Source organism: Crenobacter cavernae (assembly GCF_003355495.1).
GTDB lineage: Bacteria > Pseudomonadota > Gammaproteobacteria > Burkholderiales > Chromobacteriaceae > Crenobacter > Crenobacter cavernae.
Genome location: NZ_CP031337.1, coordinates 2,315,117 through 2,337,267 on the forward strand (window position 1 = coordinate 2,315,117; position 22,151 = coordinate 2,337,267).

A 22,151-nucleotide genomic window follows, 5' to 3' on the forward strand; every position below is an offset into this window, starting at 1 on the left:
GTAGGAGCACGATGATGACGACCGAACAACAGACCGATGTATTCGAATTTCCCTGCCGCTTTCCGCTCAAGATCATGGGCGAGCGGCACGACGCGTTCGCCGCGACCATCCTTGCCGTGGTGCAGGGCCATGCGCCGGCCACGACCGACGTCGACGTCGACGTGCGCGAGAGCTCGAGCGGGCGCTTCCTGTCGCTGACGGTGACGATCACCGCCGAGAGCCGCGAGCAGCTCGACAACATCTACCGCGCGCTGACCAGCCACCCGATGGTCAAAGTGGTGCTCTGAAACGTGGAGCGCCTCGTCAAATACCTCGGCCGGGTCGACTACGAGCCGACCTGGCGCGCGATGCAGGCGTTCACCGACGCGCGCACGCGCGACACGCAGGACGAGATCTGGCTGCTCGAGCATCCGCCCGTCTATACCTTGGGTCTCGCCGGCAAGGAAGAGCACCTGTTGCGCGCGACCGACATCCCGGTCGTCAAGATCGACCGCGGCGGCCAGGTGACCTACCATGGGCCGGGCCAGCTGGTCGCCTACCTGTTGATCGACTTCAAGCGCATGGGCATCGGCGTGCGCGAGCTGGTGCAACGCATCGAGAACGCGGTGATCGACCTCATGGCCGAGTTCGGTGTTGAAGCGGTCGGCGACCGCGACGCGCCCGGCGTCTACGTCGACGGCGCGAAGATCGCCGCGCTCGGTTTAAGGATCAAGAACGGGGCGGTGTACCATGGCCTCAGCCTGAACGTCGACATGGACCTGACGCCGTTCAATTGGATCAACCCCTGCGGTTACGCCAACCTGAAAGTAACGCAGATGAAGGATGTCGGGGCGCCGGTCACGGTAGAGGAGGCGGCCCGCAGGCTGCTGCCCCACCTGGAGCGCCACCTGACCGTGATCAAGAAGGAGACAGCATGAAACTCGACAATGCGGCCGGCGTAAAGCACAAGGGCGAAGCCAAGACCGCGCGGATCCCGATCAAGATCGTGCCGCTGGAAGAAAAGCTGAAGAAGCCGGAGTGGATCCGCGCCAAGATCCCGGGCGGCCAGCGTTTCTTCGAGATCAAGAACATCCTGCGCGAGCAGAAGCTGTACACCGTGTGCGAAGAAGCGAGCTGCCCGAACATCGGCGAATGCTTCAGCAAGGGCACCGCGACCTTCATGATCATGGGTGACATCTGCACGCGTCGTTGCCCGTTCTGCGACGTCGGCCACGGCCGGCCGAACGCGCTCGACCCCGACGAGCCGCGCCACCTGGCCGAAACCGTCGCCGCGCTGAAGCTCAAGTACGTCGTGATCACGTCGGTCGACCGCGACGACCTGCGAGACGGCGGCGCGCAGCACTTCGCCGACTGCATCGCCGAGATCCGCAAGACCTCGCCCTCCACGCAGATCGAGGTGCTGGTGCCCGACTTCCGCGGCCGGCTCGAGATCGCGCTCGACATCCTGTCGGCGACGCCGCCCGACGTGATGAACCATAACCTCGAGACCTCGCCGCGCCTCTACAAGCAGGCGCGCCCCGGTTCGGACTACCTGCACTCGCTGAAGCTCCTGAAGGACTTCAAGGCGCGCAACCCGGACGTCGCGACCAAGTCGGGCATCATGGTCGGCCTCGGCGAGACCGACGAGGAGGTCTACGAGGTGATGGCCGACATGCGCGCGCACGACATCGACATGATCACCATCGGCCAGTACCTACAGCCGTCCGCCGGCCACCTGCCGGTGCTGCGCTACGTGCACCCGGACCTGTTCAAGCAGTACGAGGGGCGTGCCTACGACATGGGCTTCCGCCACGCGGCGGTCGGCGCGATGGTGCGCTCGAGCTACCACGCCGACGAGCAGGCGCATGAGGCCGGCGTGTAAGTCGGCTGCACAAAACGAGAAAGGCCGGGACGATTCCCGGCCTTTTTATTTGGGCGGATGAAAAAGGCTCTGCCGATCCCAAGGTTGGCTGGGCCGCCTTGTTTTGCATGATGTTATAGAGTAACATTCACATCCTTCCCGACCCTCTCATTATCCGGTCCCCATGGACAAAACCGCCTTTCTCGCCGCGGCCGAACAGCATTGCCAGCGTCTCGGCTGCAAGCTGACCGCGCTGCGCCGCCGGGTGCTCGAGCTGGTGCTCGGCTACCCCGGCGTGGTCAAGGCCTATCAGGTGCTGGCCGACCTGCAGAAGGAGCGCGGCGTCGCCGCGCCGCCTACCGTCTACCGCGCGCTCGACTTTCTCGTAGAGAACGGATTGCTCCACCGCGTCGAGGCGCTGAACGGCTTCATCGTCTGCGAGCACTTCGACTGCCCGCACGAGGGGATGATCCTGGTGTGCGAACGCTGCGGCGGCGTGACCGAGCTGGACGCCACCGGCCCGATGGCTGCGCTGCGCGACGCTTCCGCCGCCGCCGGCTTCGCCGTGACGCCGCAAAACCTGGTGCTGACCGGCACCTGCCAGGCCTGCCGAGCATGAAAAAGACCATCGTCAACCTGTTTTCCGGCTTTCTGGGCGTGGGCAAGACCACCGCGCTGAAGGCCCTGATCGCCCGCCGCCCGGCGCACGAGCGCTGGGCGGTGATCGTCAACGAGTTCGGCGAGGTCGGCATCGACGGCGCCGCGCTCAGCCAGGACGGCCTGCCGGTCGCCGAGATCGCCGGCGGCTGCCTGTGCTGCGTCGCCGGCCCGCAGATGACCGCGACCGTCGCGACGCTGCTGCGCCGCGAGCGGCCCGACCGGCTGTTGATCGAGGCGAGCGGCCTCGCGCACGCGGCCGGCGTCATCGACGAGCTGAACGAGAAGCCGCTCGGCGACGCGCTGACGATAGGCGCGGTCGTCACCGTCGTCGATCCGCGCCAGTTCGTGAACCCCGATTACGCGCGTCAGCCCTTGTACCGCGACCAGGTTGCGATCGCCGACGTGCTCGTCGCGAACAAGGCCGAGATGGCCGACGAAGTCTCCTTGACCGCTTTCCGCGAGCAGGCCGCTGCGCTGTTCCCGCCCAAGGCGCTCATCGCCGAGGTCAGCCAGGGCGAGATCGACCCGGCGTGGCTCGACCTGCCGTTTGCGGAGAAATCACGCTACCGACCGGCGGTGGCGAAGGATGCCGCGAGCGCCTGGCAGTCGGAGGGCTTCACCTTCGACGCCGAGCGCAACTTCTGCGGCGAGAAGCTGACGCGCTTTTTCGACGAGCTGCCCAAACTTCAGCCGGGCCTCGCGCGCGCCAAGGGCGTGTTCCGCGTGCTCGATTCCTTCGTGTGGCTGAACTGGGCCGAGGGGCAGTGGGGCGCGAGCCAGGTCGCGTGGCGGCGCGACAGTCGTTTCGAGCTGATCGCGACCGAACCCATCGACGCCGCGGCGATCGAGTCGACGCTGGCCTCTTGTCTCGAGAAGGAGGGCAAGCGATGAGCACGCCGCATGATCATTCGACACACGATCCCTCGACGCACGCACACGCACACGCACACGTCGAGCCGCTGCCGGCGCAAGGTTGGCCGAGCCTGATGGCGATGGCCGCTTGGCAGCGGCTGGTGCTGGCCGCCGGCCTGCTCGCACTGCTGTGGGGCGTGGTCGCGTGGGCGTTGGGAGGTGAAGCATGAGCCTCGTCCTCGAGAACCTGACCGTTTCCTACCAGCGCCACCCGGCGGTGCACCATGTGTCCGGCGCCTTCGCCGAGGGCGATGCGACCGCGATCTTCGGGCCTAACGGCGCCGGCAAGAGCACGCTGCTCAAGGCCATGGTCGGCGCGCTGCGCCCCGATTCGGGCAGGGCGGTGATGTCCTACCGCCGCGCCGACATCGCCTATCTGCCGCAACAATCGGAAATCGACCGCAGCCTGCCGATCAACGTAGAGGACCTGGTGCTTTCGGGCCTGTGGCACCGCACCGGGCCGTTCGGCGGCGTCGGCCGAGCCGGCATCGCACGCGTCGCCGAGGCGCTGGCTACCGTAGGGTTGACCGAGTTCGCGCAGCGGCCGATCTCGGCGCTGTCGAGCGGCCAGTTCCAGCGCGTGCTGTTCGCGCGCATCCTGGTGCAGGACGCGCGTCTGATTCTGTTGGATGAACCGTTCAACGCGGTAGACGCGAAGACCACTTACGACCTGTTGGCGCTGGTGCGCCGCTGGCGTGCCGAAGGCCGCACCGTGGTCGCGGTGCTGCACGACTACGAGCAGGTGCACGCCTACTTCCCGCACACCTTGCTGATGGCGCGCGAAGTGGTCGCCTGGGGCAGGACCGAGACCGTGCTGACCGACGCCAATCTCAGGCGCGCAGTAGACCGCGCAGCGCACTGGCAGGAACACGCGCCGGTGTGCCGCGTCGACGGGGAGGCCGCGTGATGTCGCATCTTTACGAACTCTTTTTCGCGCCGTTCGCCGACTTCGGCTTCATGCGCCGCGCGCTCGCCGGTTGTTTGGCGCTCGCGCTCGGCAGCGGCCCGGTAGGGCTGATGCTGGTGATGCGCCGCATGAGCCTGATGGGCGACGCGATGAGCCACGCGGTGCTGCCCGGCGCGGCGATCGGCTTCCTCGTCGCCGGTTTGAGTCTGCCGGCGATGAGCGTCGGCGGCTTCGTCGCCGGCGTGCTGGTCGCGCTGATGGCGGGCCTCGCGACGCGTTTCACCGGCGTCAAGGAAGACGCGAGCTTCGCGGCCTTCTTTTTGATGTCGCTCGCGCTCGGCGTCTTGATCGTGTCGAAGAGCGGCAGCAACGTCGACCTGATGCACATCCTGTTCGGCTCGGTGCTCGCCGTCGATAGCGCCGCGCTGGTATTGATCGCGTCGGTCGCGACGGTGACCTTGTTCACGCTGGCGGTCATCTACCGCCCGCTGATGCTCGAAAGTCTCGACCCGGTGTTCATGCGCGCGGTCGGCGCGAAGGGCGGGCTGTGGCATCTGTTGTTCCTGATGCTGGTCGTGCTGAACCTCGTCGCCGGCTTCCAGGCGCTCGGCACCTTGATGGCGGTCGGCCTGATGATGCTGCCGGCGATCACTGCGCGGCTGTGGTCGCACTCGGTAGGCGGCATGATGCTGACGTCGGTGAGCGTCGCGTTCGCGTCGGGGCTCGGCGGCTTGCTCCTGTCCTACCACTTCGAGCTGTCGTCCGGCCCGGCGATCATCCTGTTGGCCGGCGTCGTCTACCTGTTCTCGCTGCTGTTCGCGCCGGCCGGCGGCGCGCTGCCGCGCTACATCCGTTCGCGCCATTTCGAGCAGTGATCTCTGAGTAGCAAGGTTGGCCGAGCATTTCCTCGCGACGCTGCGCTTGCCTCGCTCGGTCAGGCCAGCCTTGGCACCGCTTCGCTTTCCATAAAGGAGTTCGCACGATGAAGAAAACCCTGTTGGCTCTGGCCCTGATGACCGGCCCGCTGTCGGCGTTCGCGGCCAAGCTGCCGGTGGTGGCGAGCTTTTCCATCGTCGCCGACATGACGCGCGAAGTCGGCGGCGACCGCGTCGACGTCGTGTCGCTGGTCGGCGCCGACCAGGACGCGCACGTCTACCAGCCGACGCCGGCCGACGTGAAGCGAGTCGCCGGTGCGAAGGTGTTCGTCGCCAACGGTCTCGGTTTCGAGGGCTGGCTGTCGCGCCTGTCGCGTTCGGCCGGCTTCAAGGGCATCACCGTCGAGGCGGCGAAGGGCGTGAAGCCGATCGAAGAGCACGAAGAACACGGCCACGGCGGCCACGAAGGTCACGACCACGGCGAGATCAACCCGCACGCCTGGCACGACCTCTTGGCGGCGCAGCGTTACGTCGCCAACATCGAGGCGGCGCTCGAGAAGGCCGACCCGGCGGGCCGCGACTATTACCGCGGTCGTGCGAGTGCTTATACGGCCAAGCTGAAGGAGCTCGACGCTTGGGCGATCAAGAGCTTTTCCGCGATCCCGGCCGAGCGCCGCAAGGTACTGACCAGCCACGACGCGTTTCCTTATCTGGGTAAGCGTTACGGCATCCGTTTCATCGCGCCGCAGGGCGTGAGCACCGAGAGCGAGGCGTCGGCCAAGGGCGTCGCGCAGATCGTGCGCGAGGTGAAGAAGCAGAAGGTGAGCGCGGTGTTCTTCGAGAACATGGCCGACCAGAAGCTGCTCGGCCAACTGTCGCGCGAGGCCGGCGTGAAGGTGGTCGGCAAGCTGTACTCGGATGCGCTGTCGGCGCCTAGCGGCCCGGCACCGAGCTTCGTCGCGCTGTTCCGCTACAACGCCGACACCTTGCTGAAGGCGCTGAAGTAAGGACTGCGGAACGAAAAAGCCGGCCCGAGGGCCGGCTTTTTTCATGGCTTGAAGCTCAACGGTGTTCTTCGAAGCGGCGGCGCGTCTTCTCCTCGTCGCGTACGCCGAAAGCGTAGTGGCTCTCGAGCCACATCACGTTGATGATGCCGAGGCTGAGTGCGAGGCCGAGGCCGAGGATCCAGGCGAAATACCACATGGTTTCTCCTTAGTAGCTGTGGGTGTCGGTATCTAAGCGCTCGGCGGTCACCGGGCCGCGCATCACGCGGTACACCCAGCGGGTGTAGACGAGGATGATCGGCATGAAAACCGCGACCAGGCCGAGCATGATCGCGAGCGTCTTGTGGCTCGACGTCGCGTCCCACAACGTGAGGCTCGACGCCGCGTCGAGCGACGACGGCAGCACGAACGGGAACAGCGCTGCGGCGGCGGTCATTATGATCGCGGCGACGCCTGTGCCGCTCGCTGCGAGCCCGACCCTCGGCCAACCCTTTACGGCGACGAGGCTGGCGATCAGCGGCAGCGCGACGCCGGCGGTCGGCACCGCCGCGAGCATCGGTTGCGCGCGGAAGTTGCCGAACCAGTCGGGTGCCGTGCTCACGGTCTTGGACAGCGGCGACAGCACGCCGCCGAGCGCGCCGATCTCGGTCAGATGCCAGCCGGAGAGCTGCGCGACCCAAGCGCCGCCTGCGGCGAACAGCGCGGCGGTCGCGAACCCGCTCCACAGCGCGATGAAGCCGGCGCGCGTCTGCAGCTCGCCGCGCGTCTTGCCGGCGAGGAAGACCGCGCCGTGGTTGAGCAGCATCGCGACCGACACGACGCCGCAGTAGAGCGAGAACGGGTTCAACAGGTCGAAGAAGCTGCCGTCATAGCGCACGCGCATCTCGCCGTCGAACGCGAACGGCAGGCCGACGAAGAGGTTGCCGAAAACGATCCCGAATAGCAGCGCCGGGACCGCCGAGCCGACGCACAGTGCCCAGTCCCAGCCGTTACGCCAGCGCGGGTCGGCCAATTTACTCCGGTAATCGAAGCCGACCGGGCGCAGGAACAGCCCGAACAGCACGACCATCAGTGCGCCGTACAGCACCGAGAACGCGGCGGCGTACACGAGCGGCCACGCGGCGAACAGCGCGGCGGCGGCGGTCACCAGCCACACCTGGTTGCCCTCCCAGGTCGGGCCGACCGCGTTGATGACGAGGCGCCGCTCGGTGTCGTCGTGGCCGATGAAGGGCAACAGCATCGCAGCGCCGATGTCGAAGCCGTCGAGCACCGCGAAGCCGATCAACAGCACGCCGATGATCGCCCACCATAGAAGTTTCAGTGTTTCGTAATCAGGCATGGGGATTCTCCGTCGCAGGGTTGGCCGAGCCTTCGCCGTGGTAGCGGCCGGTGTTTAGGCTAGCCGGGCCGAGCCGGATGTATTTGAGCATCAGGTACATCTCGATCACGAACAGCAGCGTGTAGATGCCCAAGAGGCCGATCAGGCTGAAGTAGAGCTGGCTCGCGTCGAGCATGGACGCCGACAGCCGCGTCGGCAGTACGCCCGAGATCGTCCACGGCTGGCGGCCGTACTCGGCGACGAACCAGCCGGCCTCGATCGCGACCCACGGCAGCGGGATCGCGAATACCGCGAGCTTCAGCAGCCAGCGCTGAGGCGCGAGGTTCTTGCGCACCAGGAACCACAGCGACGCGGCGAAGATGAACAGGAACAGCATCCCGAGGCCGACCATCAGCCGGAACGACCAGAACAGCGGCGCGACCCGCGGGATGGTGTCGTCGGCGGCGGCCTTGATCTGCTGCGGCGTCGCGTCGACGACGTTAGGCGTGTACTTCTTCAACAGCAGCGCAAAGCCCAAGTCGGCCTTGTGCTCGTCGAACTGCTGTCTCAACGCCGGCGTGTCCTCGCCCGATTTGATGCGGGCGAGCGCGGCGTAGGCAGGGATGCCGTTGACGATGCGCGCCTCGTGCTCCCTCTTCAGCTCCTTGATACCGGTGACCGGCTGGTCGATCGAGCGGGTCGCGATCAGGCCGAGCAGGTACGGAATCTTCACCGCGTAGTCGGTGCGCTCCTTATCCTGGTTGGGCAGGCCGAAGGCGGTGATCGCCGCCGGCGCCGGTTCCGTGTCCCACTCGGCCTCGATCGCGGCGAGCTTCACCTTCTGCACCTCGCCGGTGGTGTAGCCCGACTCGTCGCCGAGCACGATCACCGACAGCACCGACGCCATGCCGAAGCCGGCCGCGACCGCGAACGACCTGAGGGCGAAGCCGGTGTCGCGCGCCTTCAACAGATACCAGCTCGACACGCCGAGCACGAACATCGCCGCGGCGACGTAGCCGGCTGCGACCGTGTGGACGAACTTCACCTGCGCGACCGGGTTGAAGAACACGTCGGCCATGCTGGTCAGCTCCATCCGCATCGTGTCGAGGTTGAACTCGGCGCCGACCGGATTCTGCATCCAGCCGTTGGCGATCAGGATCCACAGCGCGGAAAGGTTCGAGCCGAGCGCGACGAGGAAGGTCACCATCAGGTGCTTGACGCGCGACAGCCGGTCCCAGCCGAAGAAGAACAGGCCGACGAAGGTCGACTCGAGAAAGAACGCCATCAGCCCCTCGATCGCCAGCGGCACGCCGAAGATGTCGCCGACGTAGTGCGAGTAGTACGCCCAGTTGGTGCCGAACTGGAACTCGAGCGTCAGCCCGGTGGTGACGCCCATCGCGAAGTTGATGCCGAACAGCTTGCCCCAGAAGCGGGTCATGTCCTTGTAGACCTCGCGCCTTGTCATCACGTAGACCGATTCGCAGATCACCAGGATCCACGACAGGCCGAGCGTCAGCGGCACGAACAGGAAGTGGAACATCGCCGTCAGCCCGAACTGCAGGCGCGACAGTTCCACCACGTCAGCGGCGGGTAGCATCGTTATTCTCCGTTAGTTGCGATTCGTTTTGTATAGGTTGGCCGAGCAACTTCTGCGTGACGGCGGCCTCGGGCACGGTCATGTGGCGCGCGACCGGCTCGGCAAACCACAGCGACCACGCCCACCACAACAGCGCCGCCTTCAAGGCGAGCACCAGCGTGATCTCGAGCCACAGCGGCAGGCCGGTCCGTGTCGGGCGGCGCATCGCGGTCATTCCTTGTCGGCCTTGCCGCGCGAGCGGCCCGTGAACTCGAGCACCTTCTGCACGCGCGCGCCGAGGCGCATCAGCTTTTCTAGCGTGTCGGGCGACAGGCGCTGCACCTCGTCGAACCAGCCGGTCGCCAGTTCGATCAGCTGGTGCATCTCGCGCATGCGCTCTTGCGCGTGGCGTTCGGCCTCGTCGACCGGCGTTTCCATCAGCGCGTCGCGCAGCAGCGTCAGCGTCGGCTCGACCTCGCGCTTGCGCTTTTCCTCGGCCAAGGTGCGGAAGATGTCCCACACTTCCTTAGGCGTCTCGAAGTAGTCACGCCTATCGCCTATCTGGTGGACGAGCTTCACCAGCCGCCACGACTGCAGTTCCTTCAGGCCCATGCTGACGTTGGAGCGCGAGATGCCGAGCGCGTCGACGATCTGGTCGGCGTTCATCGGTTCGGGCGCGAGGAACAGCACCGCGTAGATCTGGCCGACGGTGCGGTTCACGCCCCAGCGGCTGCCCATTTCGCCGAAGTGCAGCACGAAGCGTTCGTTGAGCGGAGAGAGATGCATGGTTTTTTGAAATTTCAGTAATTTCTGAAATATTAAAAGAGGATTTGATCCGGCGCAATGCGGCACGCTGTCGGCCGACCGAAAAACAACAGGTTCGGCCAACCTTGAGGGGGAGTAAGGGACGGAAGGGCGGGGCTTAGAACGGCTGCGCCAGCCACCATTGAAGCAGGCCGACGACGCCGAGCGCGAGCACCGACAGCCCGGCGACGAGCCGTAGCGCGCGCTTTTGCAGCAGCGTCTTCAGCCGGTCGGCGAAGGCACCCATCAACAGCAGGTTGGGCAGCGTGCCGAGGCCGAACGCGAGCATCAGAGAGGCGCCCTTGAGCGCGCTGCCCGACGCGAGCGCCGACAGGCTCGCGCTGTAGACGAGGCCGCAAGGCATCCAGCCCCACAGCGCGCCGACCGCCAGCGCCTGGCCGAGCTTGCGCACCGGCAGGAAGCGGGCAATGAAAGGCTGCACGCGCCGCCAGAATGGTCGGCCGAGCGTCTCGAAGCGCGTGACCAGCGCAGACAGGCCGGCCAGATACAGGCCGAGCGCGATCAGCATCAGCTGCGCGGCGACGAACAGACCCCAGCGCAGCGGCGCGAAGTCGGCCATCGACAGCCCGGCTTGCGCGAGCGCGCCCAAGAGCGCGCCGACCAGCGTGTAGCTGCCGACGCGGCCGAGGTTGTAGGCGATCATCAGCGGCCAGCGCACGCGGCTGGCCGGCAGGCCGAACGACAGTGCGGTGACGACGCCGCCGCACATGCCGACGCAATGCCCGCCGCCGAGCAGTCCGACGACGAACAGCGCCAGCCAGTTGATTTCCAGCATCGGGAAGGCTTCCGGAGCAAAGCGCTTATTTTAACGAAAACCGCGTGTTTGCCGGGATTTCGACGCGGTCTGCGCGCACCAATTGATAACAGACCATGAAAAGTGAAATTACTTGCTTAAAAAGCTGGAAGTTGTCTACAGCTTATTCCATAAAAAAGAAAAACGCGTCTGTCCTGCTGGGGTGGACGTTGCTGGGTGGTGGCAGGCCGGCCCGTCGCACATCCGCCCGAACGGAGGAATCATGGCCAAGCAACTGATCGTGGAAAAGCTGGGCAAGTGCGCCATCCTGACCCATGTCCACCCGCCGGCCAATGTGTGGACGGTCGAAGGGCTGCTCGAGCTGAAAGACGCGCTCTCCGGGCTGTCTGGCGACGCCGGGGTGTACGCGGTGGTGCTCACCGGCGAAGGCGAACAGTTTTTCTCGGCCGGCGCCGACATCGGCGTCTTCAAGCGCGGCGACCGCAACGAGGCGACGGCGATCATCGACGCCTTCGCCAGCGCCTTCGGCAAGCTGCGGACGTTTCCCGGCGTGACGGTCGCGGCGATCAACGGTTACGCGCTAGGCGGCGGTCTCGAATGCGCGCTCGCCTGCGACTTCATAGTCGCCGAACGCGGTGCACGGCTCGGCCTGCCGGAAACCCGCGTCGGCCTCGTGCCCTGTGCCGGCGGCACCAAGACGCTGACCGACAAGGTCGGCCTGGCGTGGGCCAAGCGGATGATCCTCGGCGGCGAGCTGGTCGACGCCGAAGAAGCGCGCCGCATCGGGCTGGTCGAAGAGGTGGTCGACGTCGGGCTCGCCAAGATCACCGCGATCAGCCTCGCGAACAAGGTCGGCCAGCAGGCGCCGGGCGCGGTGGCGGTCGCGCGATCGCTGATCGCCAAGAGCCCGCAGCTCACGCTCGAGGCGCAACTGTCGCTCGAGCGCGAGGGCCTGCTCGGTCTCGTCGGCGAAGCGGAGCAGATCGAGGGCGTGAGCGCCTTTCTCGAAAAACGCGCGCCGTCGTGGCAGGACGAGGGCGATGACGACGATTAGGTCGCCGGTCGTCAGTACTTGAATTGAAGGTTGGCCGGGCTCGGCCAACCCCCAGCGTCCGGCAAGGTCCGCCGGCCGCCAGGAACACACGCGAGGGGCTACAAGAAAAAACCCGCGACAAGGTCGCGGGTTTTCTTTTTCGGCGGCTTGGGCGGGGCGGGATTACTTCGCCTGCGCCTTGATGCCTTCGATGAATTTGTCGACCTTGGCGCTCATCACGCGCTGCTCGAGCTGCTGGCGGATCGCGTCGAGCGGCGGCGCGCTCTCGGTCTTCACGTCGTCGAGCTTGATCACGTGCCAGCCGAACTCGGTCTTCACCGGCTTGGACGTCACCTGGCCCTTGGAGAGGCGGGTCAGCGCTTCGGCGAACGGCGGGACGAAGTTCTCGGCGTCGGCCCAGCCCAGGTCGCCTCCGTTGGCCTTGCTGCCCGGGTCGAGCGATTTTTCCTTCGCCAGCGCGTCGAACGGCTTGCCTTTACGCAGCGCGTCGATCACCGCGTTCGCCTCGGCCTCGGTCTTTACCAGGATGTGGCGGGCGTGGTAGCTCTTCTTCTCGGGCATCTCGGCCTTGAGCTTGGCGTAAGCCGCCTTCAGCTCGGTCTCGGTCACCGGGTTGCTCTTCTGGTAGTCGCGGATCAGCCGGTTGGCCAGGCTCATAGCCTGCATGTTTTCCAGCTCGGCGCGGAATTCCGGCGTCTTGTCGAGGCCTTTCTTCACCGCCGCCTGGCTCAGGAGGTCGGCGGTCGCGAGCTGTTCGCGCACCATGTCGCGCGTCTGCGGCGTGACCTGCTGGCCCTGGGCTTCCAGGGTGCGAATCACGGCGTCGACGCGCGACTGGGAAACCGGTGCGGCCGGTGCGGCGACGACCAGCTGGCCGGCGAAAGCGACGGCGAGGGCCGAAATGACGAGGGTTTTACGCATTCTTGTTATTCCTTGCTTACTGGATCTTGGCCTTGCCGCGCAGGCCTTCGATCACCTTGGCGACCTCACGCTGCTGCAGGTCGCGGGCGATTTGCGGCTTCACGTCGTTGAACGCCGGTGCCTTGCTGTCGCGGATCTCTTCCACTTTGAACACGTGGTAGCCCAGGCGCGAGTGCAGCGGCTTGACGCTGAACTGGCCCTTGCCGATGCCCTTCAGGGCCTCGGCCAGCGGCGCTTCCATCGTGTTGAGGTTGCCCCAGCCCATCTGGCCGCCGTTCTGTTTGGCGCCCGGCTGGATCGACTTGGCACGGGCGGCGGCCTCGAAGTTGCCGCCTTTTTTCAATTCGGCGATCAGGCGGGTCGCGTCGGCCTCGTTGGCGACGACGATCTGGCGCACCTTCACTTCCTTGCTGCCGTTGAGTTGGGCGGCGAGCTGGTCGTAGGCGGCCTTCACCTGGGCGTCGCTCACCGGGTTCTGCTTGACGATGTCGGCAAGGAGGGCGCTTTGCAGTAGCTCTTCGCGCAGGTTGTCGAGGCGTTCGGTGAACTGCGGGGTCTTGTCGAGGCCGCGGCGACGGGCTTCCTGCAGCACCAGTTCTTTGGCGATGAGGTTGCCCTTGATCTCTTCGCGCAGCGCCGGGGTGTCCTGCACCTTGCCGCTGCTGTTCTTCACCAGCTGGCTGACCGCGCGGTCGACTTCGCTCTTGTCGATCGCGGAACCGTTGACGGTGGCAACCGGGGTGGCCATCGCCTGCAGGCTGAGGGCGGAAAAGGCCACAATGCTGGCCAGTCGGGTGAGTTTCATGATGTTCCCTTATCGATTTAAGGTTCAGAGTTCGTCCGGGCTCAAGGCCTGGATGGCCAGCGCGTGGATGCGGGTCTGCATCAGCTCGCCCAGCGTCTGGTAGACCAGACGGTGCCGGGCCACCCGGTTCAGGCCGGTGAACGCGGCGCTGACGATGGTCAGCTGATAGTGGCCGCCCTCTCGCGCGCCGGCGTGGCCGGCGTGCGCCGCGCTATCGTCTTCCAGTGAGATATGTTCGGGCTCTAGGACGGCCAGCTTCTCCCGGATCAGGTCCAGGGTGGACGTCATGCCGGAAAGACCTTGCGGAACGGTTTGACGTCGACGGCTTCGTACACGCCGGTGGCGACGTAGGGATCGGCGTCGGCCCATGCCCGCGCCGCGTCGAGAGAGGCGAATTCGGCGACGATCAGGCTGCCGGAAAAACCCGCCGGGCCCGGGTCGAGCGAGTCGATCGCCGGGAAGGGGCCGGCGACGATCAGGCGGCCTTCATCCTGCAGCGCCTGAAGGCGCTCGAGGTGGGCCGGGCGGGCGGCGACGCGCGCGTCGAGCGAGCCTTCGCGGTCACGCCCGATGATGGCGTACAGCATTTATTTCCTTTCTTCCACGTATTTGGACAGATAGAAACTCTGGCCGATGGCGAAAACCAGCATCAGGCCGATGCCGCCAAACAGCTTGAAATTGACCCAGGTCGCCTCGCTGAACGAGTAGGCCACCCAGAGGTTGAGCCCGCCCATGAAGGTGAAGAAGGCCATCCACGCGCGGTTCAGTAATCGCCAAGCCTCGTCGGGCAGCTCCATCTGCTTGCCGAGCAGCGCGCGGATACCGTTCTTGCCGGTGAGCTCGCCGACGATGAGGGCGCCTGTGATCAGCCAGTAGAGCGCGGTCGGCTTCCACATGATGAAGTGCTTGTCGTGAAAGAGGAGCGTCGCGCCGCCGAGCACCACGATCAGCCCGAGGCTGACCCATTGCATCGTTTCGACGCGGCGATGGCGGAACCACGCGTAGCCGGTGAACGCGACCGACGCGGCGATGGCGGCGCCGGTGGCGAGGAACATGTCCCGGCTGGCCCAGTAGACCGCGAAGAACAGTAGAACGGGGAAGAAATCGGCAAACGCTTTCATGAGGAACGATTATGGGGGCAGGGGGGCGACGGCACAAGGTCACGCCGGTTAACAAATATGAGGCGGGTAGGACGGGCACCCGGGGGCGAAGTTCCGCATCCGGGCGGGCTCGAAGGCTGGCCGAGCCGGCTTCAGCCCTGCTTGTCGGTGCTTCTGACCACCTTCATCGCGGTAGCGACCAGGCCGCCGACGTCGGCGACGTTGGCCGGCAGGATCAGCGTGTTGTTCTCGCTCGCCAGCTTGGCGAACGCCTCGACGTACTGTTCGGCCACCCTGAAGTTGACCGCCTCGATCCCGCCCTTGGCCTCGACCGCGCGCGCGACGCGCTCGATCGCTTCGCCGGTGGCCAGGGCGACCAGGCGCAGTGCCTCGGCCTCGCCCTGCGCCTGGTTGATCGCCGCTTCGCGGTTGCCGAGCGACAGGTTGATCGCCGCCTGCATCTCGCCTTCGGAGCGCTGGATCGCCGCCTCGCGCGCGCCGGTCGCGATGTTGATCTGCTCCTGCTTGCGGCCTTCCGAGGCGGCGATCAGCGCGCGCTTCTCGCGCTCGGCGGTGATCTGCGCCTGCATCGCGTGCAGGATGTCCTGCGGCGGCACCAGGTCCTTGATCTCGTAGCGCAGCACCTTCACGCCCCAGCTGAACGCGGCCTCGTCGAGCGCGGCGACCACCGTGCGGTTGATGTCGTCGCGCTCCTCGAAGGTCTTGTCGAGCTCCATGCGGCCGATCACCGAGCGCAGCGTGGTCTGCGCGAGCTGGGTGATCGCGAGCACGTAGTCGCTCGAACCGTAAGACGCGCGCTGCGCGTCGGTCACCTGGAAGTACAGGATGCCGTCGACCTTGAGCTGGGTGTTGTCCTTGGTGATGCAGACTTGGCTCGGCACGTCGAGCGGGATCTCGCGCAGGTTGTGCCGGTACGCGATGCGGTCGACGAAGGGGATGAGGATGTTCAGCCCCGGGTTCAGCGTGTCGTGGTAGCGGCCGAGCCGTTCGCGGATATAGGCGTTCTGCTGCGGGACGACTTTCACCGCGCGCCAGACGAAGACGACGACGGCGAAAAACAGCACGAGGGCCAGGATCATGGTGTGGGTCCTTGTGGATAGGGAACGATTTTCAGACGGTTGTCGTCGCGGCCGGCGATGGTGCCGCGGCTGCCGGGCGCGAGGTCTACCGGGTCGAACTCGGCCTGCCACTCGGCGCCGCGGTAACGCACCGTGCCGAGGCCGCCGCGGTTGGCGACGATGTCGACGAGTTGGCCGAGGTCGGGGTCGTCGATCGCCGTGCTGCGTGCGCTGCGGCGACGCTTGAAGCGCCGCAGCAGCGCGAGGCCGACGATGCCGGCGGCGCTGCCGGTAACGAGCGCCGGGACCAGCGCGGCGCCCAGCGCGAGCAGCGCACCGACCACGGCGAGCGCGAGCGAGACGACCAGCAGATAGAGCGTCCCTGAGAAGAACTCGGCGATCAGCGCGAACAGCGCGATCAACAGCCAGAAGGACGGGGTCAGCGGATTCATGATGAGACTTTTAGCATATTTGCATGGCTGGCCGCCAGCGCGCGGGCGCGGTTCGTGAGCGGCGGCGCTGTTATGATGCGGCTTTCACTTGGGGTCGTTCCTGCATGTATCAGCTTGCCGCGCCCGCGAGTGCCGAGATCGAGGTCAAGAAGAGCCGCTTCATCGGCATGGTGTTTCCGGTGGCGAGCCGCGCCGAGGCCAAGCAAAGGTTGGCCGAGCTTCGCGCACAGCATCCGGGCGCCGTTCATTACTGCTGGGTGTTGATCTGCGACGGCGACTCGGGCCTCGACGACGACGGCGAACCGTCGGGCACCGCCGCGCGCCCGATGTACAACGTGCTGTCGCACAAGTCGGTGTCGAACATCCTCGCGGTGGTGGTGCGCTACTGGGGAGGGATCAAGCTCGGCGCCGGCGGCCTGGCGCGCGCCTACGGCCAGGCGGTGACCGAGGCGATGAAGGTGGCCGAACTCGTCGCGTTCGAGCCGATGTGCGAGCGGCAACTGCTCATGGCGTTCGCCGACGAGGCGGCGCTGCGAAGGTTGGCCGAGCAGCGGGGGGCGAGCGTGCTGTCGGCCGATTATGGGGAGGCGGTGACGCTGACCGTGCGCATCAAGCTCGCCGACGTCGACGCGTTTGTCACCGACGCGTCCGACCTGTTGCGCGGTGCGTTGAAGGTGCGGGACCCTTCCTGATCGCCGGGAGTCTCAACGCTTTGCAAACCACGGGCGCAGCAGCGAGAGCGCCTCGTTGAGGTCGGAGCAGACGGCGAGCGCCTTCGCGACCGTTTCCTCGTCCGGTGGCGTGCCGTCGGGCACCAGGATCACCTGCATGCCGGCCGCGCGCGCGGCGAGCACGCCGTAGTAGGAATCCTCGAGCACCAGGCAACGCGCCGGCTCGACGTTGAGGCGTGCGGCCGCCGCGAGATAGACGTCGGGCGCCGGCTTGGTCTCGCTCACTTCGTCTCCCGCCACCGTCGCCTCGAAAAAGCGGATCAACCCGCTGCGCGCGAGCTTCACGTCGGCCATTTCGCGCATCGTCGACGTCGCCACCGCGCGCGGCACGTCGGCGTCGCGCGCCCAGCTCAGCAGCGCTTCGATGCCGGGCTTCAGCGGAATCTCGCCTTCGTGCACCAGGCGCTGGTAGTGCGCGCGGCTCTGCATATGCAGCGCTCGCGCCAGCGTCTCGTCGCCGAGGAATTGGGCGACGACCGCCTCGCTGCGCGTCACCGACAGACCGGCCAGCGCGGCGAGCAAGGCCTCGTCGACCTCGTGGCCGAGGTCGGCGCCCGCCAGGCGCCAGCTGTCGGCGCCGACGCGCTCGGAGTCGATCATCAGGCCGTCGAGGTCGAAAAGCAGGGCGTCAAAGCGCGGGGAGCTCATGCGGCAAATCCTCAGGGCGGGCAAAGTCCAAGCATACAGCGGCCCGGGCGGCGCTGGTATAGTGGCGCAGGACATGATCGAGGAGGGCGGGATGACGTTTTCGGTGCTGGTGGCCAACCCCAAGGGCGGCAGCGGCAAGTCGACGCTGGCGACCAATCTGGCCGGACACTACGCGCACGCGGGCTTCAGAACCATGCTCGGCGACGTCGACCGCCAGCAGTCGTCGCTGGCGTGGCTGAGGCAACGCGATGCGTCGCTGCCGAGGATCGCTGGCTGGGAGGTGAACGCCGGCGAACCGGCGCGCCCGCCCAAGGGCACCGAGGTGGTCGTGCTCGACAGCGCGGCCGGCCTGCACGGCAAGAAGCTCGCCGCTCTGGTGGCGCGCGTCGAACGGATTCTCGTGCCGATCCAGCCGTCGCCGTTCGACATGTGGGCGAGCGCCGACTTCTTCGAGCAGTTGTTCGCCGAGAAGGCGGTGAGGAAGGAAAAGACCTTCGTCGCCGTCGTCGGCATGCGCGTCGATCCGCGCACGCGTGCGTCGCGCGAGCTCGGGGCCTTCCTCGAGCGCCACGACGTGCCGGTGCTGACCTGGCTGCGCGACACGCAGCTCTACGTGTCGGCGGCGGCACAGGGGCTAACCTTGTTCGACCTGCCGCCGGGCCGCAGCCAGCGCGACCGCGCCGCGTGGCAGCCGATCGCAGACTGGCTGGGCGAAGGCTTTCCGGCCGGCCGAGCCGAGCCGGCGCTCAAAAGCGACAGCGCACAGATTTTTGGCGCGTGAGCGTGATCTTCGTACTTTAGCTTGACGGCCAGGGTTAACCCGGGTAAATTGGCCCGGTTTGTTCGTGCGGACCCCGAGGGGCGACGCAGGGGGCACTGTAAACGGGAGCCATTGCGGCTCCCGCTTTTATTTGGGGCCCCCTGTTTTTGCGCCGCGGCAGACGTGTCGGCGGCACGACCCATCTGCTCAAGGAGTACAACCGCATGATCAAGACCGAAATCAATTACGGCGACATCTACCTCGTCCCCAAACGCACCGTCGTCGACAGCCGCAAGGAGTGCGACACCTCGGTGCAATTCGGCCCGCGCCGTTTTGACATGCCGGTGTACCCCGCCAACATGAAGAGCGTGGTCGACGAAGAAACCTGCGAATACTTCGCGCGTCGCGGCTGGTTCTACACCATGCACCGCTTCAACGTCGACGCGACGCGCTTCACCGCCGACATGCAGGAAAAAGGCCTGTTCTCGTCGATCAGCGTCGGCGTGAACGAGGACACCGACGAGCAACTGCGCGAGCTGAAGGCCGCCGGCCTGACCCCGGAATACATCACGCTCGACATCGCCAACGGCTGGTGCGTGAAGGCCGAGCGCATGATCAAGAAGGTGAAGGACCTGTTCCCCGAGTCGTTCCTGATCGGCGGCAACATCGCCACCGGCGACGCGGCGCGCGACCTGGAAAGCTGGGGCGTCGACGCGGTGAAGGCCGGCATCGCCGGCGGCCGCGTGTGCATCACCAAGAACAAGACCGGCTTCCACCGCCCGATGGTCTCCACCGTGCTCGACTGCGCGCAAGCGGTCAGCATCCCGGTGATCGCCGACGGCGGCATTTCCGAGCACGGCGACCTCGCCAAGGCGATCGCCTGCGGCGCGACCATGATCATGGCCGGCTCGCTGTTCGCCGGTTACGACGAGTCGGCCGGCCAGATCATCGAGGTCGACGGCAAGCACCTGAAGGAATACTTCGGCAGCGCATCCGAGCACAACAAGGGCGCGTACAAGAACGTCGAGGGCAAGCGCATCTACGTCGAGTACAAAGGCTCGATCGAGCGCCTGTTCATCGAACTGAAGGAAGACCTGCAGTCGTCGATCAGCTACTCGGGCGGCAACACGCTTGCCGCGCTGCGCGACGCCGAAATGATCTATGTGAACCGCTACTGATAGACCGCACGGCCGCGCTTGCCGCGGCCTGCGTGTGAAAAAGCTCGGCCAACCCTTCAAGGTTGGCTGAGCTTTTTTTTGCCGGGCTCAAGGCTTCACGGTGACGAAGCGCTCGCGGAATAAAAAGCCCTGCACGTAATCGACGCCGAGTTCGCGCGCGAGCGCCAGATCGGCAGCCGTCTCGACGCCTTCGAGCACCGTCGCCTTGCCCTGTTCGCGCGCGAAGCCGAGCAGGTGGGTCAACAGCGCGCGGTGCGCCGCGTCGTCGCGCTGGCGCAGCCAGTGGCGGTCGAACTTGTAGTAGTCGACGCTCATCAGCAGCGGCAGCGCCAGCAGGCTCGCCGGCGCGCCGATGTCGTCGAGCGCGGTCTCGATATTCTGTTCGGCCAGACCGCGCGCCAACGCGAGGCTGCGGTCGGCCTGCTGCGTGTTCGAATTCTCGATGATCTCGACCACCACTTCGGGGCGGCGTGCCAGCAGCTTGAACATCGGGTGGCTGTGGTCGGGCGCGAGGCCGAGCAGGAAGGCGTCCGGGTCGACGTTCAGGAACAGCTTGCCCTCGGTCGGCGCGTGTTCGATCTGCGCCGCCTTCGCGATCAGTTCGAGCTGGACCAGGCTCAGGGGCGAGTCGTGCAGGCAGTCGAACACGCGCTGCGGCGGCAGCGGCGCGCCGTCGCGGTCGTACAGGCGGGCGAGGCCTTCGTAGCCGAACGGTTCGAGCGAACGGGTGTCGAGGATGACTTGATACTCGACGCCGACGCGGCGGTTTTCGATCAGGTCGAGCAGGGTGTCGGCGCGGATCGCCGTGGCAGGGCTGGACGGCATGGTGTTTGTATTGATAGTCATTCTCGATAACAATATTACGCAGGAATGGCCTTGCCGCCTAGGGGATACCCGAAATCCCTGTTGCTAACGCGGGAAAACAGCGTCGTTTCTGATAGCATCCCAATGTCTTTATCCGGCGCGCCGATCGCGCACCGGACAATCCAAGGATGCCGAATGAAAATCAACCTCCCGGTGACCGACCAGGAAAGGCGCGTCGATCCCGCCCACCCCATCGTCACCAAGACCGACGCCAAGGGCATCATTACCTACGCGAACCGTGCCTTCATCGACATCAGCGGTTATGAAGAAGCCGAGCTGATCGGCAAGAACCACAACGTCGTCCGCCACCCTGACATGCCGCCCGAAGCGTTCGCCGACCTGTGGGAAACGGTCAAGACCGGCCAGCCGTGGCGCGGCCTGGTGAAGAACCGCGCGAAAAACGGCGACTTCTACTGGGTAGAGGCCTACGTCACGCCGATTACCGAGCACGGCCGCACCGTCGGCTATATGTCGATCCGCTCGAGCCCGAAGCGCGCCGAAATCGACACCGCCGAGGCGCTGTACCGCGCAGTGCGCGACAAGCGTGCGACCCTGCCGTCGACGCTCGCCGCGCGTCGCCGCCGGCTCGACCCGCTCAAATGGGGCGGCGTCGGCGTTGCAGCCGGCGTCGTACTGCTTGCCGCGGGCGGCATGGCGCCCGATCTGGACTGGGGCGCGCGCGCGGGCCTGTCGGGCGCCGGGCTCGTGCTGGCCGCCGTCGCCGGCGGCTGGGCGCTGTCGCGCATTTTTGCCGCCCTAGACGTGCTGAAACAGGGCTTCGCCTCCTTGTCCGAAGGCCAACTCGAACACAATCTCGCCAGCCGCGATGGCGGTCTCGTCGGCCAACTGGTCGCCGGGCTCGAGTCGCTGCGCATCCACCAGCGCGCGGTGATCGCCGACGTGATCAGCGCCAGCGGCCGCACCCACGGCAACGCCGAGTCGCTCGAACGGGAAATGCAGGGCCTCGCGGTGCGCACGTCGGAACAGGCCGGCGGCCTCTCGCAGATCAGCGCCAACATGGAGCGGATGAGCGAATCGGTCGCCGAGGTCGCGACGCTGGCCGGGCAGAGCCTCGTGGAAGCCGAGGCGACCAAGGAGGTCGCCGGCGCCGGCAGCGCGACGATGCACGCCGCGTCGCAGGCGGCCGAGCGCGCGGTCGGCGTCGTCGGCACCTCGCGCGCCGCGGTCGAGAAGCTGACGCAGTCGATGGCGAACATCCGCAGCATGACCGACCAGATCCACGAGATCGCCGACCAGACCAATCTGTTGGCGCTGAATGCGTCGATCGAGGTGGCGCGCGCCGGCGAAATGGGCCGCGGCTTCGCCGTCGTCGCCGACGAGGTGCGCAAGTTGGCCGAGCGCACGAGCAGCACGACCGACTCGATCACCGAGATCGTCGAGTCGATCGCGGCGACGACGCGCGACGCGGTCGGCAGCATGGACGCGACCGTGACCGAGGTCGGCGAAGTGACCGAGCAGATCCGCGCGTCCTCGGCCAACCTTGCCGGCCTGATCGGCTCGGCCGAACGCGCGAGCGCGCAGGCCCGGCAGTTGGCCGGGCAGATGCAGCAGAAGGCGCAGTCGGTCCACGAAGTCGCCGCGTCGCTCGAGCAACTGAACGCGATCGCCGAGAACAATCTGGAGACGACGCGCCAGCTTGAGCTGCACGCGGGCGAACTGGCCGACACCGCCGGCGACCTGTCCAAGCTGACGCGCGATTTCAGCAAGTGGAACCGCTAGGGAGCTTGCTGGGCTGAACGCAAAAAACCCGCCATCACGGCGGGTTTTTTGCATTTCAAGCTTGGCCGAGCTTCGCAAAGTCGGCCCGTGGGTAAGTGCCCCAGTATCTCCTACACTGTAAAGCGTCCGTATCCACACCGGCGTCCCA

Annotated in this window: 29 protein-coding genes; 14 read left to right on the forward strand and 15 right to left on the reverse strand. The window is 66.3% G+C overall.

The annotated features are described in order from the left end of the window. Positions 1-14 precede the first annotated feature (14 nt). From DWG20_RS11285 to DWG20_RS11325, 9 genes are all read left to right on the forward strand, one after another. On the forward strand, positions 15-287 hold the full coding sequence (locus DWG20_RS11285; RefSeq protein ID WP_115434795.1) for an HP0495 family protein: 273 nt from the start codon (positions 15-17) through the stop codon (positions 285-287). A gap of 3 nt (positions 288-290) precedes the next feature. Beyond that, on the forward strand, positions 291-917 hold the full coding sequence (gene lipB / locus DWG20_RS11290) for a lipoyl(octanoyl) transferase LipB (RefSeq protein ID WP_115433905.1): 627 nt from the start codon (positions 291-293) through the stop codon (positions 915-917). Further along, positions 914-1,861: a lipoyl synthase gene (gene lipA, locus DWG20_RS11295; RefSeq protein ID WP_115433906.1), complete on the forward strand. Its 948-nt coding sequence runs from the start codon at positions 914-916 to the stop codon at positions 1,859-1,861. Before lipB ends, lipA begins: the two co-directional genes overlap by 4 nt. Positions 1,862-2,024: 163 nt before the next feature. Continuing rightward, on the forward strand, positions 2,025-2,459 hold the full coding sequence (locus DWG20_RS11300; protein WP_115433907.1) for a Fur family transcriptional regulator: 435 nt from the start codon (positions 2,025-2,027) through the stop codon (positions 2,457-2,459). Then, positions 2,447-3,391: a CobW family GTP-binding protein gene (locus DWG20_RS11305; protein WP_181881014.1), complete on the forward strand. Its 945-nt coding sequence runs from the start codon at positions 2,447-2,449 to the stop codon at positions 3,389-3,391. The genes DWG20_RS11300 and DWG20_RS11305 overlap by 13 nt, the downstream gene beginning before the upstream one ends. Further along, positions 3,388-3,582: a hypothetical protein gene (locus DWG20_RS11310; protein ID WP_115433909.1), complete on the forward strand. Its 195-nt coding sequence runs from the start codon at positions 3,388-3,390 to the stop codon at positions 3,580-3,582. The genes DWG20_RS11305 and DWG20_RS11310 overlap by 4 nt, the downstream gene beginning before the upstream one ends. Further along, the gene (locus tag DWG20_RS11315; protein ID WP_115433910.1) at positions 3,579-4,319 is read left to right on the forward strand and encodes a metal ABC transporter ATP-binding protein; all 741 of its coding nucleotides are present in this window, start codon (positions 3,579-3,581) and stop codon (positions 4,317-4,319) included. Before DWG20_RS11310 ends, DWG20_RS11315 begins: the two co-directional genes overlap by 4 nt. Then, complete coding sequence (locus DWG20_RS11320) at positions 4,319-5,194, forward strand: metal ABC transporter permease (protein ID WP_115433911.1); 876 nt, start codon at positions 4,319-4,321, stop codon at positions 5,192-5,194. Before DWG20_RS11315 ends, DWG20_RS11320 begins: the two co-directional genes overlap by 1 nt. A gap of 107 nt (positions 5,195-5,301) precedes the next feature. Beyond that, the gene (locus DWG20_RS11325) at positions 5,302-6,201 is read left to right on the forward strand and encodes a metal ABC transporter substrate-binding protein (RefSeq protein WP_115433912.1); all 900 of its coding nucleotides are present in this window, start codon (positions 5,302-5,304) and stop codon (positions 6,199-6,201) included. 55 nt (positions 6,202-6,256) lie between these two features. Here DWG20_RS11325 and cydX read toward each other — a convergent pair whose 3' ends face one another. From cydX to DWG20_RS11355, 6 genes are all read right to left on the reverse strand, one after another. Then, a complete protein-coding gene (gene cydX, locus DWG20_RS11330; protein WP_115433913.1) occupies positions 6,257-6,397 on the reverse strand; it encodes a cytochrome bd-I oxidase subunit CydX in 141 nt (46 codons plus the stop codon). Between the two features lie 9 nt (positions 6,398-6,406). Beyond that, on the reverse strand, positions 6,407-7,537 hold the full coding sequence (cydB, locus tag DWG20_RS11335) for a cytochrome d ubiquinol oxidase subunit II (protein WP_115433914.1): 1,131 nt from the start codon (positions 7,535-7,537) through the stop codon (positions 6,407-6,409). Further along, positions 7,530-9,113, reverse strand: coding sequence for a cytochrome ubiquinol oxidase subunit I (locus DWG20_RS11340; RefSeq protein ID WP_115433915.1), 1,584 nt, complete (start codon positions 9,111-9,113; stop codon positions 7,530-7,532). The genes cydB and DWG20_RS11340 overlap by 8 nt, the downstream gene beginning before the upstream one ends. Then, positions 9,097-9,318, reverse strand: a complete 222-nt coding sequence (locus DWG20_RS11345; protein WP_115433916.1) for a hypothetical protein — start codon at positions 9,316-9,318, stop codon at positions 9,097-9,099. Before DWG20_RS11345 ends, DWG20_RS11340 begins: the two co-directional genes overlap by 17 nt. A gap of 5 nt (positions 9,319-9,323) precedes the next feature. Beyond that, positions 9,324-9,878 carry a GbsR/MarR family transcriptional regulator gene (locus DWG20_RS11350; RefSeq protein ID WP_115433917.1) on the reverse strand — a complete coding sequence of 185 codons (555 nt, stop codon included), beginning with the start codon at positions 9,876-9,878 and terminating at the stop codon, positions 9,324-9,326. Between the two features lie 136 nt (positions 9,879-10,014). Then, a complete protein-coding gene (locus DWG20_RS11355; protein ID WP_115433918.1) occupies positions 10,015-10,692 on the reverse strand; it encodes a sulfite exporter TauE/SafE family protein in 678 nt (225 codons plus the stop codon). A gap of 241 nt (positions 10,693-10,933) precedes the next feature. On the opposite strand from DWG20_RS11355, the gene DWG20_RS11360 reads away from it, so the two are divergent. Then, the gene (locus tag DWG20_RS11360) at positions 10,934-11,725 is read left to right on the forward strand and encodes an enoyl-CoA hydratase (RefSeq protein WP_115433919.1); all 792 of its coding nucleotides are present in this window, start codon (positions 10,934-10,936) and stop codon (positions 11,723-11,725) included. 162 nt (positions 11,726-11,887) lie between these two features. Here DWG20_RS11360 and DWG20_RS11365 read toward each other — a convergent pair whose 3' ends face one another. From DWG20_RS11365 to DWG20_RS11395, 7 genes are all read right to left on the reverse strand, one after another. Continuing rightward, entirely contained in the window at positions 11,888-12,646 is a 759-nt protein-coding gene (locus tag DWG20_RS11365) for a peptidylprolyl isomerase (RefSeq protein ID WP_115433920.1), read from the reverse strand. 16 nt (positions 12,647-12,662) lie between these two features. Continuing rightward, a complete protein-coding gene (locus DWG20_RS11370; RefSeq protein ID WP_115433921.1) occupies positions 12,663-13,451 on the reverse strand; it encodes a peptidylprolyl isomerase in 789 nt (262 codons plus the stop codon). A gap of 24 nt (positions 13,452-13,475) precedes the next feature. Continuing rightward, positions 13,476-13,739 carry a BolA family protein gene (locus DWG20_RS11375; RefSeq protein ID WP_115433922.1) on the reverse strand — a complete coding sequence of 88 codons (264 nt, stop codon included), beginning with the start codon at positions 13,737-13,739 and terminating at the stop codon, positions 13,476-13,478. Continuing rightward, the gene (locus DWG20_RS11380; RefSeq protein ID WP_115433923.1) at positions 13,736-14,038 is read right to left on the reverse strand and encodes a YciI family protein; all 303 of its coding nucleotides are present in this window, start codon (positions 14,036-14,038) and stop codon (positions 13,736-13,738) included. The genes DWG20_RS11375 and DWG20_RS11380 overlap by 4 nt, the downstream gene beginning before the upstream one ends. After that, positions 14,039-14,572 carry a septation protein A gene (locus tag DWG20_RS11385; RefSeq protein WP_115433924.1) on the reverse strand — a complete coding sequence of 178 codons (534 nt, stop codon included), beginning with the start codon at positions 14,570-14,572 and terminating at the stop codon, positions 14,039-14,041. 131 nt (positions 14,573-14,703) lie between these two features. After that, positions 14,704-15,651 carry an SPFH domain-containing protein gene (locus DWG20_RS11390; RefSeq protein WP_115433925.1) on the reverse strand — a complete coding sequence of 316 codons (948 nt, stop codon included), beginning with the start codon at positions 15,649-15,651 and terminating at the stop codon, positions 14,704-14,706. Next, on the reverse strand, positions 15,648-16,082 hold the full coding sequence (locus tag DWG20_RS11395; protein WP_115433926.1) for an NfeD family protein: 435 nt from the start codon (positions 16,080-16,082) through the stop codon (positions 15,648-15,650). Before DWG20_RS11395 ends, DWG20_RS11390 begins: the two co-directional genes overlap by 4 nt. A gap of 104 nt (positions 16,083-16,186) precedes the next feature. Between DWG20_RS11395 and DWG20_RS11400 the strand changes: the two genes are divergently transcribed. Beyond that, positions 16,187-16,774 (forward strand): IMPACT family protein, encoded by a 588-nt coding sequence (locus DWG20_RS11400; protein ID WP_115433927.1) that lies wholly within the window; start codon positions 16,187-16,189, stop codon positions 16,772-16,774. A 12-nt stretch (positions 16,775-16,786) separates the two neighbouring features. On the opposite strand, the gene DWG20_RS11405 is transcribed toward DWG20_RS11400, so the two are convergent. Beyond that, positions 16,787-17,461, reverse strand: a complete 675-nt coding sequence (locus DWG20_RS11405) for an HAD family hydrolase (protein WP_115433928.1) — start codon at positions 17,459-17,461, stop codon at positions 16,787-16,789. A 91-nt stretch (positions 17,462-17,552) separates the two neighbouring features. On the opposite strand from DWG20_RS11405, the gene DWG20_RS11410 reads away from it, so the two are divergent. Next, positions 17,553-18,242, forward strand: a complete 690-nt coding sequence (locus tag DWG20_RS11410; protein WP_115433929.1) for a ParA family protein — start codon at positions 17,553-17,555, stop codon at positions 18,240-18,242. Between the two features lie 203 nt (positions 18,243-18,445). Then, positions 18,446-19,399: a GMP reductase gene (locus DWG20_RS11415; RefSeq protein WP_115433930.1), complete on the forward strand. Its 954-nt coding sequence runs from the start codon at positions 18,446-18,448 to the stop codon at positions 19,397-19,399. 87 nt (positions 19,400-19,486) lie between these two features. On the opposite strand, the gene DWG20_RS11420 is transcribed toward DWG20_RS11415, so the two are convergent. Further along, positions 19,487-20,245 (reverse strand): EAL domain-containing protein, encoded by a 759-nt coding sequence (locus DWG20_RS11420; protein WP_245944713.1) that lies wholly within the window; start codon positions 20,243-20,245, stop codon positions 19,487-19,489. A 153-nt stretch (positions 20,246-20,398) separates the two neighbouring features. Here DWG20_RS11420 and DWG20_RS11425 point away from each other — a divergent pair, with 153 nt between their 5' ends. Further along, the gene (locus tag DWG20_RS11425; RefSeq protein WP_115433931.1) at positions 20,399-22,003 is read left to right on the forward strand and encodes a methyl-accepting chemotaxis protein; all 1,605 of its coding nucleotides are present in this window, start codon (positions 20,399-20,401) and stop codon (positions 22,001-22,003) included. The last annotated feature ends 148 nt before the right edge of the window (positions 22,004-22,151 follow it).